Here is a 16034-nt window from a genome sequence, read left to right on the forward strand (position 1 = left end):
GGAATCAGGCCGAAAGAAGATCCACCTGCTCGCGCAGGTGCTTCGAGAGAAGCGCCCGGGCTTCCTCTTCATCGCCATGCTGAATGGCGCGAAGCAGCTCGCGCTCCTGACGGGCGATGTTCATGAAGAAGGCCGGATCATTCTGCGGGAGCCGCGGCGTCGTCTTTTCAAAGTACGTGATGAGCGCGGCCGAGAAGACCTGGAGCACGCGGTTGCCGCAGGATTCAAGCAGAATGAGGTGGAATTCACGGTCCCAGCGGTCCGCTTCATGCGTATTGCCGGCATTCAATTCAATGCGGCAGATGGCGTCGTCGAGCCGTCCGAGAAGGGCCGGCGTCATGCGGCGCACGCAGAGCGGGATGATGTTGACCTCAATCAGAAGGCGAGCCTCGATGAATTCGCGGATGTCGAAATTCGCAATGTCCATCTGCACCTGAATCTGCGAGGAGAGGTGCTTCGGCCCCATGGCGTTCACCGTCATGCCGCGCTTCGGCGCCCGATCGACAATGCCCATCTGGGAGAGCACCGCCAGGGCCTTTCTCACCTTGTAGCGCGTGACGTTGAAGCGTTCGGCGATTTCCGCCTCGGTATCAATGCGTCCGCCCGCTTTCGCCTGGCGCAGAATGTGCTTATGGATGGCGCGGAAAAGCGTGTCCTCGTCAACGGGGGCGGCGGACAAATAGTTCTGTTCCAAAGCAGTGACCTTCAGGGAAATATTGAGGGGAGCGGGCCGGGAGGCGCGCGTAGATTTGTCGACAAGAGTCAATTAATGCATTCTACGCGGCCTCAGGGCTTTTTGGCGTCAATTCCTCGCGCTCGAAAAGCCGGGAGAGCGCCGTTTTCAGAGCGTCGCCGCAGCGGGCGTTTCGAGCGCGCGGGCTTCGTTCTGAAGCTCGTAGAGGAGCTTCAGAGCATCGCGGGGCGAAAGACTGTCGATGTCGGCGGTTCCGATCCGTGCGATGAGGGCGAGGATTGCCGGGTCGACCGGTGCTGCGCAAGGTTCGTCCCCGGCCTCGGGTTCCGGTTCCGGCGGCATGAGGAGGCTTTCGCCGAAGAGGTTCGGCAGGGGCGAATCGACCGTATTGGCGCGCTCCTCGAGCTTTGCGAGAAAACCCTTGGCGCGGCGCACGACATGCGCGGGGATGCCGGCGAGCTGGGCAACGGCAATGCCGTAGCTTTTGGATGCCGCGCCTTCGGAGATTTCATGCATGAAGACGATGCCCGAGCGCGTCTGCGAGGCGGAAACGTGGACGTTCGCCACTTCGCGCAGTTCCTGAGCGAGCGTCGTGAGCTCGAAGTAGTGCGTGGCGAAAAGCGTGAAGCTTCTCGTTTTCTGCACGAGCTCCTGAGCGATCGCGGCGGCAAGCGACAATCCGTCGAAGGTTGAGGTGCCGCGGCCGATTTCGTCCATGAGCACAAGGCTTTTGTCGGTAGCCTGCGAGAGAATCGCGGCGGCTTCCGTCATCTCCACCATGAAGGTGGAGCGGCCGCGGGCGAGGTCGTCAGAAGCGCCGATGCGGGTGTGAATGCGGTCGACGGGACCGATCTCCGCCGTTTCGGCCGGCACGAAGCTTCCCGCCCAGGCGAGAAGGACGATGAGCGCCACGCTTCGCATGTAGGTCGACTTGCCGCCCATGTTGGGGCCGGTAATGATGAGCATGCGGCGGCCGTCCTCAAGGCGGCAGCTGTTGGGAACGAAGCTTTCGAGCGTCGTTTCGACGACCGGGTGCCGTCCCTTTTCAATGCGGATTCCGGGATGATCGGTGAGAACCGGGCGCACCCAGCGGTGCGACTCGGCGTGTTCGGCAAGTCCCGTCACGGCATCGAGCTCGGCAATGGCTTTGGCCGCGGCAAGGAGCTCCGCCGCCCGTTCCCCGAGCTTCGCGACGAGATCGTCGTAGAGCGCCTTTTCAAGCGTCTGCGCGCGCTCGCGCGCGGAGAGAATGCGGTCCTCGAGCTCCTTGAGTTCGGGCGTGATGAAGCGTTCGCTGTTCTTGAGGGTCTGCTTTCTCTGGTAGCGGGCAGGCACGCGGTCCGCGGCGGTCTTTGAGACTTCGATGTAAAAGCCCGACACCTTGTTGTACTGAACGCGAAGGGTCTGAAGCTTCGTAGCGGCCCGCTCGCGCTCCTCCATTTCGAGAAGAATGCGGCTCGTGTCGTCTCTGAAGTGCCTCAGTTCAGCGAGCTCCGTGCTGTAGCTCGAGGCGATCACGTCGCCGTCGCGCAGGAGCACCGCGGGTTCGGGAAGGAGCGCTTTGTTGAGAAGCTCCCCGATCATGGCGGGAAGCCTGAGGCTTTCGCCTAAGGCCGCAAAGAATTCGAGCGGCTGAGCGGAAAGCCACTTTTCAAGCGAGTCGATGCGGGGCAGGGCGTCTCTCAGCGACGCGAGCTCGCGCGGACGGACGGTGCCGAGCGCAATGCGGCTCGAAATGCGCTCGACGTCGGGGAGCGTATTCAAGCCCGTGCGGAGGTTTTCGAGGAGCCTTTCCGTTGAGAGAATGCTTCCGATCGCTTCCTGACGAATCTCGGCGAGCTTTTTGTCGCGTACGGGCTGATTGAGCCAGCGGCGCAGCTCACGGCTTCCCATCGCGGTGGCGCAGTGGTCGAGCACCGAAAAAAGGGTCGGCCCGTCGCCCAAGGGCGAGAGGCTCTGATCGATTTCAAGGTTGCGCCGGGTCGACGGATCGAGCACGACGAATTCGCTTTCCTTCACGAGCTTCAGGGGCTCGATGAAGGGCATGAGGTCGACCTGCGTTTCCGCCGTGTAGTCGAGGAGCGCATTGGCCGCGGCAAGGATGGTGTTTTTGCCCGACACGCCCCAGGCATCGAGGTTCGCGAGCCCGAAGGTGCTGCAGAGCATTTCCGCCCCGCGCCTGCCGTCGAAGTGCCAGTTGGGAAGCGAGGAAACGACGAGTTCGGGGTGCGCCTCGCGAAGCGCCTGACGGCGGGATTCAGCAACGAGCACTTCCGAGGGGTGGATGCGCGAAATGGCGCTTGCAAAGGCGTCGGCAGAGACTTCTTCAGCCCGGAAGTCGCCGTTTGAGAGCGTGAGCCAGACGAAGCCGAAGGGTTCCGCCTTCTTCTTCGGCCAGTCGATCGCGAGAAGCGTCGAATCGGACTTTTCCGGCAGGAGCGACGTTTCCGTGAGGGTGCCGGGCGTCACGATGCGCGACACCTTGCGCTCGATCATGCCTTTGCCCGGCGTCCCCATCTGTTCAACGATGACGACGCTTTCGCCGAGCCTCACGAGCTTTGCAATATAGGTGTCGAGCGAAACGAAGGGAATCCCCGCCATCGGAATGGGCGTTCCGTCGGTGAGCTTGCCGCGCTTCGTGAGCGTGATGCCGATCAGGCGGTTGGCGCGGACGGCATCGTCGAAGAAGGTTTCGTAGAAGTCTCCCATCCGAAAGAGCACGAGCGTTTTCGGATAGCGGTTCTTCACCTCAACAAACTGCCGCATTGAGGGTGTGAAGAGTTCAGGGTTGCTGAAGTCGGGCTGAACGGAAGCTTCTTCTGCCATGGGGGATTGTTTCGCTCACAAAAAACCGTCCGGTCTCAGGATCCCCGCGGACTTCAGGAAGCGTTCGGGGGGTGATCAGAGTCGGACGGTCGCTGCCGGGGCAGGCCCCCGGCGATTCACAGGTAATTATTCGCTCTTTTTGGTCGAGAGCGTGCGGCGGGGAGCCTTCGCTTCGGGCTTTTCGGCATTTTCCGCGGGTTCGGCCTTGATGGTGCCGACGAGCGGGAGAAGCTGCGCGAAGATCTTGGGGTTGCCCGCGCAGACGTTGCCGGATTCGAGCCAGTTTTCGCCCCCCTCAAGGTCGGTGATGAGGCCGCCCGCTTCAAGAACGAGCAGGCCGCCCGCGCAGATGTCCCACGGGTTGAGCTTCAGTTCCCAGAAGCCGTCGTAGCGGCCGCAGGCAACCCAGGCGAGGTCGAGCGCGGCAGAGCCGGGGCGGCGGATGCCGGCCGAGCGTTCGGCCACGCGGCGAAAGCCCGCGAGGTAGCCGTCGAAGTCGCAGCCGCGGCGGAAGGGGAAGCCCGTGCCGATGAGGGAGCGCCTCATTTCATCCGTTTCGGAGACGCGGATGCGGCGGTCGTCGAGCTTCGCGCCCTGGCCCTTGGCGGCCGTGAAGAGCTCGTTCTTCGCGACGTCGTAGATGACGGCGACGATCGGTTCGCCGCGGAAGGTGAGCGCGATCGAAACGCAGTACTGCGGCAGTCCGTGAATGAAGTTCGTCGTGCCGTCGATCGGGTCGATGATCCAGAGGTAGTCGCTCTTCGAGTCGCCGGTGCGGCCGGCTTCCTCAGAGAGCACGGCATGGTGCGGATAGGCCGACATGAGCTCGCGGATGATGACGGACTCGGCCGCCTTGTCCGCCGAGGTGACGAAGTCGTTTGCGGCTTTATCGGAGATTTCCAGAAGATCGCGGTCTTCGGCGGCGCGGTTGATTTCGCGCGCGGCCATGCGCGCGGCCTTGGTGGCGGTGGCAACGAAAGCCTGAAGCGACGACGTGGGCGTGGGCATTTGTTTGAGCTCGATAGATTGAAAACGGGTGCGAAAGGAAGACCTGAAGCCGTATGGGAGCGGCAGGAGAGCCCCTTTCATGAACGGGGCGTGATTCTAACAAAAGGCGGCTTCTCCTGCCGCGCGGGAGATCGTCTGAGAAGCAGTTCGGCGCATCATCGGGACCGCTAGAATTAGAGTTCCGCTGCTTGAAAAAATACCTTCATTCCCCAGGTTTTTGCGTTATGACTGAGAAAAAGGCTTCCGCCGCCCCGAAGAAGAGTGCTTCTGCGACCAAAACGAAGCCCGCGCGGAAATCTGCTGCCGTGAAGCCCCGCAGGCGCCGCAGCGGCATCAATGCCGAGGCGCTCGTGCGCGAAAAGGCGCATGCTGAGGCTCAGGCAAGTCAGCTGACGCCGGAAGGAAAGGTTCAGGCGGTTGAATTCGAGGAGGCGTTCCCCGTTCTGCCGATCGACGAAGAAAAGGACCCGAATGCGCCGCGCACGGGCCCGGCGAAGCTTCCCGACCTCGCGCTCATTGAAAAGGCGGAAGCGCAGGCGAGAGAAAAGAAGGCAAGACGGAAGACGTCTGCCGAAAAAAAGAGCGTTTCGAGCGGAACGCTGCTCCGCCAGAAGCTTGCTGAACTCCTCAGGAATTCGCTCCAGGAAGCGGCCGATCACCTTCTCGGGCGCTCGAGCCCCGAGTTTGCGCTCGTGCCCCTCAATCCGGTCCGCGTCATCATCGCCATTTCGGGCGGACGCGACTCGATGGCGCTCCTTGACGTCGCCGCCAGGCTCCTTCATGAAAAGCGCCAGGCGCTGATTGCGGGCATGCGGGCGGTCTACGTCCATCACGGACTTGAAGCCGATGCCGACAAGTGGGCGGACCTCTGCCGCTCGGAATGCGAAAAGCGCTCGGTGGAGTTCGAATGCATTCATGTGCGGGTTTCCGAAAAAGGCGAGGGCGTTGAGGCCGCAGCGCGCGAGGCGCGCTACAAGGCCCTCGCCCGTTATGCCCTGAAGGAAGGCTTTGACGTCGTCGTCACAGCGCACCACGAGGACGACCGGATTGAAACTTTTCTCCTTCAGTGGATGCGCGGAGCGGGTCTTGACGGCCTCGCCGCCTTCCCGGAGGTGCGCGAGCTCACGGCCCCGTCGGTCGAGGACGCGCCCGCTGTTCAGGAAGGACGTCTCGTCTTCCTTCTGAGACCCTGGGCGGCGCTGCCGAGAAAGGAAATCGAGCGCTACGTGCGCAATCGCCGGATCAGCTACGTCGATGATCCGGATAACGAAAACCCCCGGTTCGCGAGAAACCGCGTGCGGCACGAGGTCATTCCGCTCCTCGAGAAAATCCGCCCCGGATTCAGAAGCACGGCGGCGCGATCGGTGTCGCTTGTCGCCGAAGCCCTTGAGGTGCTGAAGAGCGTTGCCCGCTCCGACCTGGAACGCTGCCGGTCGGAAGAGCGCCCGAAGGGCCTCTCGATCTTCCGCCTTCTCGAACTCATCCCGGCCCGCCAGGCCTGGTGCCTGCGCGCATGGCTTTCGGCGGAAGGCCTGAGGCCCATCTCGAAGGCAAGGCTCGAGGACATGCTGCGGCAGGTGCGGGAAACCCATTCCGACGCCTCCTTTGCCATCCGGCTTCAGGGGAAGGAAATCCGCCGTTGGGGGCCGGATCTCGTCATCCGCAATGTCGTCACGAAGCGGCTTGCCGCGGAGGCGAGCCCGGTGGTGAGAACGCAGGCGGGCGATATTGCGCTCCCCGACTGGGGCGGCGTCATTGAAGTGATTCCCTGCCAGCCCGGCGAGCCCGGGATTGCGCGCTCGAGGCTCATGGACCGCACGGCGCGGCTCGAAGCGCGATCGAGCAGCGGCCAGACGAAGCTTCGCCTCTGGATGCTGCGGCCTGCGAAGCCCCTGAAGGACCTCTACAGCCAGGCGGGGATTCCTGCCTATGCCCGCGTCGACCTGCCCCGCCTCTGGCTCAACGGCGAACTGCTCTTTGCGGCCGGTCTCGGCATGGACGTGCGGATGCAGGATGACCCGGCAAAATTCCCTGATCGCGTGAAGCTTCGCTGGCATCCGGATCACTCCCTCTGGGACGACCGGGCGGTGCCCAATTACGCTGAGCTCCCGCAGGCCGAACGCCTCGCGCGCGAGGAACGCGTGCGCGCAGCGCAGAAGCGCCTCGGCGGGCAAAAGGAGTAGCGCTTCGTGGAAAGCCGGGCTGCTCAGCTGGAGATTCTGCGGTTCTGGGAGGAAATAGAGCTTCTCACGCCGGAGGATTTCCGCAGAAAGGAAGCGGAAGGCACGTTCTGGAGCGAATGGCGCCCGGGGCGCTTTTCCGGGAACGAGGCTGAGGCTGTCGAGCGCTGGCAGTCGATGCGGCTCCATGAGGCTTACGAATATCCGGCCAGGGCTCCGCGCACCCTGCTTGAGGCGGATCTTCCCTTCTTTACCGTCTACCTCGGCGTCGTTGAAAAGCGCGCGGTTTATCGGCAGCTTCTGAGGGAATTCAGCGCAATAGAGGGAAAGGAAAGCGGGGAAAGTTCCGCGGATCACCCGGCCTTTGCGGGAAGCATGGATTCGATCTGGGGTGAAATGAGCTCATCCTCCATTGCCGGGTCGGATCTGAGAGGGCAAACCTATCTCGCGCGCTTTCAGCTCAATCCCTGGGGAAAGTACATTGACGAAAGCTTTGAGGCGGCAGGCTTTTGCGGCGCGCTCAGGTATCTTCGCGCCGAAAAGGCGCGTCTCAGGGAGGCGGAGGACCTCAGGCTCGTTGAGGGGGCGCTTCTCAGGTGCGAGCGCATGGCGCGCTGGATGGAGGCCGAGGTCGCCCGCGTCTGCGGCCAGTCTGCGGACTGCGGGTCGGGCCTTGCAGTCAGGGCCGAGCAGATCGACGGCGACCCCGTGATGATCTGTCTTACGGATCCCATGGAAGACGCGGAGCCCGTGGCCGAAGGCTTCATCTGCGAACTCTCCGACCAGCTCGCGCGCGGCGCAGGGCTCCCCGAGGGACTTTCCTGCGTCGTCAGGACGACGCTTTCGCGGCCGCTGCGGAGGAGACCTCCCGAACCCGGGCCCTTAAGAAGCTTCTACCTTGCGGACATACGGGCGGCGCGCGTTGCGCTCATGCATGCAGGCGCGAGCCCCATTCTTGCTCCCGATATGGAAAGGCTCCGGGGGCTTGATTCAGGGAAGGCGTCCGAAGCGGAAGACGCTTCCGAAGAGAAGCTCCAGTCAGAAGTGCCGGCGAATGCCGCCGGTCAGCTTTCTCCGGAAGACCTCGATTTCCTTCAGCCCGTGAGCGGACCGCTTGCGAGGCTTCTCGCGCTCGGAAGCGGCAAGGACGTCAGACGCACGGATCTTCTCAAGTCCCCGGCGGCCCTCTCCGACCTCCTGAAGCCCGAGGGCCTCCCTTCAGGACGCTGGCCCGCAGACCCCTCGCACCACCTCTACCTCGCTCAGCAGGCGGCCGTCTCGGGCATTCTCCGGGCGGGCGAAGGCTTCGGTCCCCTCGTTTCCGTGAACGGCCCTCCGGGCACGGGCAAAAGCTGGCTCCTGAGAGACATCATTGCCGAGATCGTGACGCGGCGTGCGAGACGGATTGCAGAAAAGAATTCGTCAAGAGATGTTTTCGACTGGGAGCATCCCGTCGTCTGGGAGCTTTCCGCCAACCGCATCGATTCGCTCACGCCCGTCAAGGCCGGCATTGCGGAGGATTCGCTCATGGTAGTGGCCTCCAACAACAATGCGGCGATCCGCAACATTACGGATTCGCTCCCCCGGAGCTACGGCCTGAGGGATCCCAAACCCGACCCCTCGACGGGCGGCACAAGGCCCGCCTTTTCCTACTGGCGCGACTGCGCGCTCGGGATGATGGCGCTCGCCGTCGAAATGAAGCCCCTCGCGCGCACCGGAAAAAAGGGGCGTTCGGCGACTCAAGGTCATGGAGGCGCATCAGAAGACGACGACCCGAACCTCTCTTTTGAGGACGGAAATGCCGGACCCTCAGATCTTTCCCGCGAGGAGTGGCAGAAGCTTCCTGCGGCAAAGCGCCGGCAGATGCTCCGCGAGACGCTCCTCAAACGCGTGAAGTCGCCTGAGGAAGTCTGGGGACTCTCCTCGGCGACGCTCGGGAGCCGCCGCAACTGCGGCCGGTTCGTGCAGGCCGTCATGGGGATCGGCATGACCAATCCCTTCGGCTCCACGATTCAGCAGCAGATCGACGACGTGCTCGATCAGCTCGATCTCATGCGGCGCCTCCCGGAGGAAGACTGGCTGAGCGCCCGGAAGCGCTTTCGCGAGCTCGATGAAAAGGTCCGGGTCCGCCGGGAGCGGATGGCAGAAAGATGCCGCACGCACCGCGTGGTGCCGCAGGTCTTTTCGACGCCCCTTGCCGAAGATCCCTCGCAGCATAAGCTCACCCTCTGGGTGGACGAGGAATTCGAGCGCCTGCGCTCGGAACTCTTTGAGGCGGCGATGGAGCTCCATGCGGCGACCCTGGTGGCGCAGGCCGATGCCGCAAAGAAGGGACTGCGGGCGGCGGCAGGCTATCTGCTCGCCGGCATGCCGCATTTTGAGTCGGGCTCGGCGCGCCAGGTTTTTGAGTTCCTCTCCTTCCTCATTCCCGTCATTTCAACGACGCTCGCGAGTGCCGGCCGGCTTTTCGCGCAGGTCGGTTCTTCGGAACTCCCCTGGGTCTTCATCGACGAAGCGAGTCAGGCGTCGCCCCAGGCCGCCGTCGGCATTCTCAACCGCGCCCGCCGGGCAGTGGTCCTGGGCGACCTGAGGCAGCTGATGCCGGTCGTCACCATGCCGGAACCGCTCGCCGAATTTCTGCGGGGCCGGCACCCGCTCGTCGATGAAGTCTGGTCGCCCATGAAGAGTTCGCTCCAGTCTCTCGCGGATGCCTCCATGGAGGCGGGAACGAGCATCCGCGACAGCGTCTCCCATGAGGACGTCTGGACGGGGCTTCCGCTTCGCACGCACCGGCGCTGCCTCTCGCCCATGTTCGAGATCGCCAATGCCCTTTCCTACGCCGGGCAGATGGTGCAGATGACGCCCCGCGTTGATGACGGACGGCCCGCGCAGAGCTGCTGGTACGACATCGTCGGAAAGTCCTACGTGCCGCCCGTCAGGGTGTCGAAAAAGGGCAGAAGGACGCAGGGCGCCGGGGGAGACCCCAAGATGATCCGTGAGGAGATGGCGTGGCTCAGAAAGCTCCTCATGGAATTTCATGCCGACCGCCTCAATCGCGGACTGAGCGTATTTGTTCTGTCGCCCTTCAGAGCGGTTGCCGAAGGCGCGGGCCGGATCATCCGCGAGCTCGGCCTCAGGGATTTCAATGCCCGTGCGGGCACGGTGCATACCTTCCAGGGTCAGGAAGCGGACGTCGTGATTCTGGTTCTCGGCTCGATTCCGGGATCGAAGGGAAGGCGGCAGCGCCGCTGGGCCTCCATGCCGGCCAACCTTCTCAATGTGGCCGTCACGCGCGCGAGGCGGGACCTCATCGTGATCGGCGACTGGGGCGAGTGGACGCTCGAGCCCGCTGTCGGCATCCTTGCCGGAGCGCTTCCGAGAAAAGTAGAGTACCTGGAGCCCGGCGACTACGCATTCAATGCGGACGAGGAGGCGATGAGAGCGGCGCTCGCGGGCAGGCTCTTCGGATCAGAGACGCCGGCCAAGGCCTGAAGACGGCAGGAAAAAGAAAAGCCGCCCGCGGAATTTCAATTTCCGCCGGACGGCCTTCTTCGGGCAATGTGAAGAATTACCCGAAAATCTTCATGTAGATCCAGCCCGGGATGCCCCAGATGGCGAGAAAGACGATCGCCATGGCAAGGAGCTGAACGGCATGGCTGCCGCCAGACATGGAGAGAACGGCGGGTCCGATGTTGTCCCAGACCTTGAAGAGAAGAATGAAGGACGCAACCGCCCAGATCAGGGCGAGAACAATCGTAATGAAGGTAAACATTCTGAATTCACCTGACTTGAAAAGAGCTGGCGGGAAATTGGGTTGTTTCGGAGAATGTTAGTCTTTCCCAATTAAGTCCGTCTTACTGCTTTTTGCTATGCCCGCCTACGACGTCATTCTTCCTGAAGGTCATGTCATCCTGCGCGACCGCGCGACCGGTGCCGAGCTCCGGCTTTCCGCCGCGAACGGCCCGCTCTGTCTCGGGAGCGCCGACTTCTCCTTTTCGCTCGACCTGAAGCCGTTTGAGGAGAAAGCGCGTCGGGAGCCGGAGGCGCAGGCGCCAAACCCGGGCGTCCTGCCGGAGGGCATGCCCGATGAAATAGCCGAAGCACTCGAGCGCTTTCGCCGGCCTGCGCCCGGGAGCGGCCCGGAGACGGAGCTGCCCTTTCTCTCTCCCGCAGAGAATCGGGAGCCCGAAAAGAGCGGCGGGAAGGACGCAGAGCCCGCGCTGCGGGTGCTCGATGCCCCGCTCGAGTCGCTCACCGAAAGCGAATTTGAGAAGACGCTCGAAAGTCTTGTCCGGGCGCGCGACGATGCGGCGCGCGAAGCGGAGTTTCTCGAAGAGATCGACGCCGACCCGGAGGATGTTGCCGAGCTCCGGGCGCACAAGCAGGCGCTCGACGAGCGCTTCGCCCGGGTTTCGAAGCGCTTCGACGCCTGGAGGAAGCTTCAGAAGCGGCTCGACGAAGAGCGCGGCATTAATGAATCGCCGTAAGGATGATCATCCAGATGGGAAGCGCAATCGAGGCGAGAAGCGTCGTTGAGGCAACCGACGTCGTCGCGAATTCCACGTCCGCGTGGTGGTAGCGCGCAAGTACGGCGATCTGCGTGATGCAGGGGAGCGCCGCCTGAATCACGTACACCTTGGCGAAAAGCTCCGGCACGGGCAGAACCATCGTGAGGCCGAGGCATACCAGAGGGCTCACGAGGAAGCGCCCGAAGAGGACGAGCATCAGATCCTTTGAGAATTTGATGTTGCGGATCCCGATCGTATGGATCATGAGGCCGATGAAGATAAGCGCGAGCGGCGTCGTGATTCCGCCCATGTACTTCGCCGCCGCCATCACGGGCTCGGGGAACTTGAGGTCGAGGAGGAGCAGAATGATGGCGAGCAGGAACCCGCAGAGAGGCGGCGAAAAGACGCGCTTCACGGTCGTGAGCGACAGCACCTTCGGCGCTTCCCGGTGTTCGCTCTTCACGCCGTCCATGGCTTCGAGATAGTTCCCCATGGTCCAGAAGAACGTCGTGTTGGCGAAGAAGTAGAGAAGCGTCGGAATGACGGCTTCCTCGCCGAAGAGCGCGATCGATACCGGGAGCCCGATGAACATGTTGTTCGAGGCGGTATAGGCCGAGGAAAAGATCCCGGAGTGCGTCGCCGTCACATGCCCGAGCCGGATGATGATGCGGCTCGTAAAGAAGACGAGCCACATCGAGATGAAGGGAATCACCATGGGGCCGGCGAGCGCAATCAGCTCGTTGTGCGTGAGCCGCTCGGAGACGCTTGCAAAAAGGTAGCAGGGCAGCGACAGAAACGTGACGAGGCGTGCAATCAGCTGCGTCGCCGTCTGGTCGTACCAGCCCTTGGAGGCCGTCCAGTACCCCGCTCCTGCGAGGAGTCCCATGATGATGACGCAGTTGATGGATTTGAGAAATGCTTCAAGCATGAGCGGGCGCTTTAATAAACAAGGAAGAATCTTTAAATTTTATGCTTCGCGAGGCCTCGGAAAAGGCAGTGCGAAGCTAATCCTTGAGCGGGATGGCGGTCCCTTGCGCATCCTCAAGCTTCACGCGGCGGCTGAGCCAGAGAGACACGAGAACAAGGAGAACGTCCGCCGCGAGAAAGATGACGGAAACGCAGAGCCGGGCATCCGCCATGGCGGTGAAGGGCGCAATGATGCCGCCGCCGATGAAGGTGACGGATCCGAGAATTGCAGCGGCAAACCCGGCCCGGGCGCGATGGAGCGTGAGCGCTGCGGTCATGGCCGCAGGAAGCGTGAGGCCGAGCGAAGCAAGGACGAGGACGTAGCAGACAAGCGTCGGGAAAATGGAAGCCTCGAGCGAAAAGACGAGCGCGAGAAGGAGACTTGAGGCAAGCATCCCGGCAGCGCCCAGATGAATCGCCTTCAGGGGGCTCGCGAGGCGGCCCGAGACTGCGGCGCCCAGCGTAATGGCAAGCGCCATGCCGCCGAAGGCGAGGCCGTAGAGCTCGGAAGAGAGCCCGAAATGTCCCCGGAAGATGAAGGGTGAGGATGAGATGTGGCCGAAAAGCACGCAGGATGCCAGGAACTGCTGCAGGACGATCGCGATGAAGATCGGATCGGAAAAGAGAATTGAGGCGCTTTTGCGGACGGTTTCCGGCGTGCGCGCTTTCGTTCTGAGGCTCTGCGCGCGCGGGAGCGTTTCCCTGAGCGCAAAGACCGTGAGCGCAAGGAGCACGATGCCCGCCGCGAACATGAGCCAGAAAATGCCGCGCCAGCCCGCGAAGTCTGCGATGAGTGCGCCGAGGAGCGGCGCCGTCACGGGTGCAATGCCCTGGATCGAGCCCATGACGCCCATGAAGCTTCCGAGCTCGCGTCCCGTGTAGCGGTCCGCGGCAATGGAGCGCGACATGACGATGGCGCCCGAAGCGCCGAGCCCTTCGAGAAAGCGCATGACGAGAAAGAGTTCAATCGAGGGCGCAACAGCAGCAAAGGCCGTGGAGACGACAAAAATGAGGAGGCACCCGGCAAGCGGCTTCTTTCTCCCGGACTGGTCGGAAAGCGGTCCCACGAGAAGCTGCCCGACGGCGAGCCCCCACATGGTTGTCGAGAGGCCGAGCTGCACGGCAGAGGGCGAGGCGCCGAAGTCCCGCGTCTGCTCGGGGAAGGTCGGCAGATAGAAATCGGTGACGAAGGGACCGAAGGCCGCAAGCGCAGCGAGGAAAATGAGGAGAAAAATGCGGCTGTTCTGTTGTTCTGACATCGAAGAGGTCGCTGAGCGGCAGGAAATGGGTTCGCGAACGGGAAAAAGAGATTCTAAAAAAGATTTTCTCTTTGCTTTCCGGCATCCGAAAGTTTGCCGATAACGGCTTCTTGGATTAGAGTTCAGTTCCTCTGATAGTTACTGCTTACAAACAATGACCACGATCTTTGATGCTGCTTCCAATCCGCCCCCCGGCAATGCCGACCGTCCGACGGTGCGCGTGCCGAGATCCGGACGCGCGAAGAAGAACCGCCGCGCCGATATTCTGCAGACGCTCGCTCAGCTTCTTGAGGACCCGCACTGCGACCGCATCACCACGGCTCAGATTGCCAAGAAGCTTGACCTCTCCGAAGCCGCGCTCTACCGCAGCTTCCCCTCGAAGGGCGCCATGTTTGATGCACTCATCGAGTTCTGCGAGACGAGTCTCCTTGAACTCTTCGGGCGCATTCGCGAAGACCAGTCGCTTAAGGCTACGGGCCGCATCCAGGTGATGGTGACGGTGCTCCTTGACTTCGCGGATGCGAACCGGGGACTTGCGCGCGTCATGACCGGACAGGTTCTCATGAAGGAGGACCCGAAGCTCACCGAGCGCATGACGCACCTCGTCGACAAGCTTGAAATGGGGCTGAGGCAGACCTACCGCGACGCCGTGATGGCGCGCGAGCTCCCGGCGGACTTCAACGCCGATTTGCACGCGAATCTCGTCATCAACTGGGTGCTCGGACGCTGGCTGAGGTTCGTGATGACGGGCTTTAAGGTTCGCCCCAACGGCGTGAGTCCGGTCGCCATGGCGCCCTTCTTCATCTGACTTTCTCCGGGAGCTGCAGAAGATGCCTTTTTCGATCTGGCTTGCCTTTGCGGGCGCGAGCTTCCTGCTCGCGATTGCTCCGGGACCGGACAATCTCTTCGTGCTCACGCAGTCGGCCGTTCACGGCGTGCGCGCCGGGGTCATCGTCGTGCTCGGGCTCTGCACGGGCCTCATCCTGCAGACGATTGCCGCGGCGCTCGGCCTCGCTGCGGTAGTGGCGGCCGCGCCGGCCCTTTTCTGGGCCATCAAGTGCCTCGGCGCCGCATATCTTCTCTACCTCGCCTTCATGGCCTGGACGCACGCAAAGGACGGTGCGGAAGGACGGGGCGCCGTTTCGCTCTCCTCCTTCGCCCTCTGGCGCCGCGGCGTCATCATGAACATCACGAATCCGAAGGTGCTCATCTTCTTTCTCGCCTTCTTCCCGCAGTTCGTGCCGGCAGGCGTCACGGGCATGCCGCTCGTCATTCAGATGGTGATTCAGGGCGCAACCTTCATTGCCGCCACCCTCATCGTTTTCTGCGGCATCGCCTGGGGTGCGGGAACGCTCGCCGACCGGCTGAGAAGCCCCCGGTTTCAGGCGGCGCTCAACCGCGTTTCTGCAGTGATCTTCCTCGGTCTCGCGGTCTTTACCCTGATTCCCTGACCGCATCAGCTCCGGCCTTCCGGATACTCTCATAAGAAGAAAGCCCGCCTGAATTCAGACGGGCTTTTCTTCCATTTGCATGGGGCGAGAAGCGGATCAGGCCTTCCGCTGCCGGTCGAGTCCGAGCTCGGACATGATCGTCGCGGAAATTTCCTCAATCGACTTCGTGGTGGAATTGAGCCAGCGGATGCCTTCGCGGTGCATCAGATCCTCGGCATCGCGGATTTCCATGCGGCAGTTCTCAATGCTTGCGTAGCGGCTGCCCGGGCGGCGTTCGTTGCGGATTTCAGAGAGCCTTTCAGGGGCGATGGAGAGGCCGAAGAGCTTGCTTCTGAGCGGCAGCAGCGCTTCGGGGAGCGACCCGCGGTCGAAGTCTTCCGGAATAAGCGGATAGTTGGCGACCTTAATGCCGAACTGCATCGCGAGGAAAAGCGAGGTCGGCGTTTTGCCGGAACGCGACACGCCGACCAAAATCACGTCGGCATCGTCGAGTCCGCGGTTCGTCTGGCCGTCGTCGTGCTGCAGGGTGTAGTCGATGGCGGCAATTCGGCGCTGATACTTTTCGTCGTCGCGGATGCGGTGGGTCTGGCCGATGCTGTGGGCGCTCTTCATGCCGAGCTCGGTTTCCAGGGGGCCCACGAACTTGCGGAAGAGGTCGATGATGTGGCCGGAGACCATTTCGTTGAAGCTCCTCATGATTTCAGGCTCAACGAAGGTCGTGAAGATGATGGGCCTCAGACCGTCCTCTTTTTCAACGGCATTGATGCGGCGCGCCGTATCGATGGCTTTTTCCATCGTGTCGACGAAGGGAATGCGCGTCTGGTGATAGTGCAGATCAGGGAACTGCGTGAGGATCGAATGCGCAAGCGTTTCGGCGGTAATGGCCGTTCCGTCGCTCACGATGAATACCTGACGGGTCTTCTCGGCTTTCTGCGGATCGAGTTCCTGATCTGTCATGTGGGAAGCTCCTGACACTTTAGGAAAGGCGCGGCCGCCTGAAAAAATGAAGGCGCCGCAGCATGGGTGAAATGGAAAAAAGAGAATTTTAGACGCTTCCGCCGGGTGCTGTTTTTGTTGCAGAGGCGTCAGACAGGGCTGACGATTACAAATATTTATTGAAGCTCAGCCCTGTATAGTTTTAT

The 16034-nt window shown here is 62.3% G+C and carries 12 protein-coding genes; 5 read left to right on the top strand and 7 right to left on the bottom strand.

The window, feature by feature from the left end; translation table 11 throughout:
- Window positions 1-4: 4 nt before the first annotated feature.
- The 3 genes from Q0106_RS06285 to Q0106_RS06295 all read right to left on the bottom strand — a co-directional run bounded on the left by Q0106_RS06285 (window position 5) and on the right by Q0106_RS06295 (window position 4528).
- Complete coding sequence (locus tag Q0106_RS06285; protein WP_297610400.1) at window positions 5-694, bottom strand: FCD domain-containing protein; 690 nt, start codon at window positions 692-694, stop codon at window positions 5-7.
- Window positions 695-841: 147 nt separating this feature from the next.
- On the bottom strand, window positions 842-3520 hold the full coding sequence (gene mutS, locus Q0106_RS06290) for a DNA mismatch repair protein MutS (protein WP_297610403.1): 2679 nt from the start codon (window positions 3518-3520) through the stop codon (window positions 842-844).
- Between the two features lie 126 nt (window positions 3521-3646).
- Window positions 3647-4528, bottom strand: a complete 882-nt coding sequence (locus Q0106_RS06295) for an inositol monophosphatase family protein (RefSeq protein WP_297610405.1) — start codon at window positions 4526-4528, stop codon at window positions 3647-3649.
- Between the two features lie 224 nt (window positions 4529-4752).
- On the opposite strand from Q0106_RS06295, the gene tilS reads away from it, so the two are divergent.
- Both tilS and Q0106_RS06305 read left to right on the top strand, forming a co-directional pair.
- Window positions 4753-6711: a tRNA lysidine(34) synthetase TilS gene (gene tilS, locus Q0106_RS06300; RefSeq protein WP_297610408.1), complete on the top strand. Its 1959-nt coding sequence runs from the start codon at window positions 4753-4755 to the stop codon at window positions 6709-6711.
- Window positions 6712-6717: 6 nt separating this feature from the next.
- Window positions 6718-10200 carry an ATP-binding protein gene (locus tag Q0106_RS06305; RefSeq protein ID WP_297610411.1) on the top strand — a complete coding sequence of 1161 codons (3483 nt, stop codon included), beginning with the start codon at window positions 6718-6720 and terminating at the stop codon, window positions 10198-10200.
- Between the two features lie 76 nt (window positions 10201-10276).
- Here the strand turns inward: Q0106_RS06305 and Q0106_RS06310 are convergent, their stop codons facing one another.
- Window positions 10277-10480: a hypothetical protein gene (locus Q0106_RS06310; RefSeq protein ID WP_139688953.1), complete on the bottom strand. Its 204-nt coding sequence runs from the start codon at window positions 10478-10480 to the stop codon at window positions 10277-10279.
- A gap of 97 nt (window positions 10481-10577) precedes the next feature.
- On the opposite strand from Q0106_RS06310, the gene Q0106_RS06315 reads away from it, so the two are divergent.
- Window positions 10578-11195, top strand: a complete 618-nt coding sequence (locus tag Q0106_RS06315; RefSeq protein ID WP_297610415.1) for a hypothetical protein — start codon at window positions 10578-10580, stop codon at window positions 11193-11195.
- On the opposite strand, the gene Q0106_RS06320 is transcribed toward Q0106_RS06315, so the two are convergent.
- Window positions 11179-12144 carry an AEC family transporter gene (locus Q0106_RS06320; protein ID WP_297610418.1) on the bottom strand — a complete coding sequence of 322 codons (966 nt, stop codon included), beginning with the start codon at window positions 12142-12144 and terminating at the stop codon, window positions 11179-11181. The two genes, Q0106_RS06315 and Q0106_RS06320, sit on opposite strands and share 17 nt — an antisense overlap.
- A 76-nt stretch (window positions 12145-12220) precedes the next feature.
- Window positions 12221-13441: a multidrug effflux MFS transporter gene (locus tag Q0106_RS06325; RefSeq protein ID WP_297610422.1), complete on the bottom strand. Its 1221-nt coding sequence runs from the start codon at window positions 13439-13441 to the stop codon at window positions 12221-12223.
- A 154-nt stretch (window positions 13442-13595) separates the two neighbouring features.
- On the opposite strand from Q0106_RS06325, the gene slmA reads away from it, so the two are divergent.
- Window positions 13596-14249 carry a nucleoid occlusion factor SlmA gene (slmA, locus tag Q0106_RS06330; RefSeq protein ID WP_297610425.1) on the top strand — a complete coding sequence of 218 codons (654 nt, stop codon included), beginning with the start codon at window positions 13596-13598 and terminating at the stop codon, window positions 14247-14249.
- A gap of 22 nt (window positions 14250-14271) precedes the next feature.
- Complete coding sequence (locus tag Q0106_RS06335) at window positions 14272-14892, top strand: LysE family translocator (protein WP_297610428.1); 621 nt, start codon at window positions 14272-14274, stop codon at window positions 14890-14892.
- 96 nt (window positions 14893-14988) lie between these two features.
- On the opposite strand, the gene Q0106_RS06340 is transcribed toward Q0106_RS06335, so the two are convergent.
- Window positions 14989-15849 carry a pyruvate, water dikinase regulatory protein gene (locus Q0106_RS06340; RefSeq protein WP_297610432.1) on the bottom strand — a complete coding sequence of 287 codons (861 nt, stop codon included), beginning with the start codon at window positions 15847-15849 and terminating at the stop codon, window positions 14989-14991.
- Between the last annotated feature and the right edge of the window lie 185 nt (window positions 15850-16034).

The sequence above is a fragment of the uncultured Sutterella sp. genome (assembly GCF_937923675.1).
In the GTDB taxonomy this organism is placed as follows: domain Bacteria; phylum Pseudomonadota; class Gammaproteobacteria; order Burkholderiales; family Burkholderiaceae_F; genus Sutterella.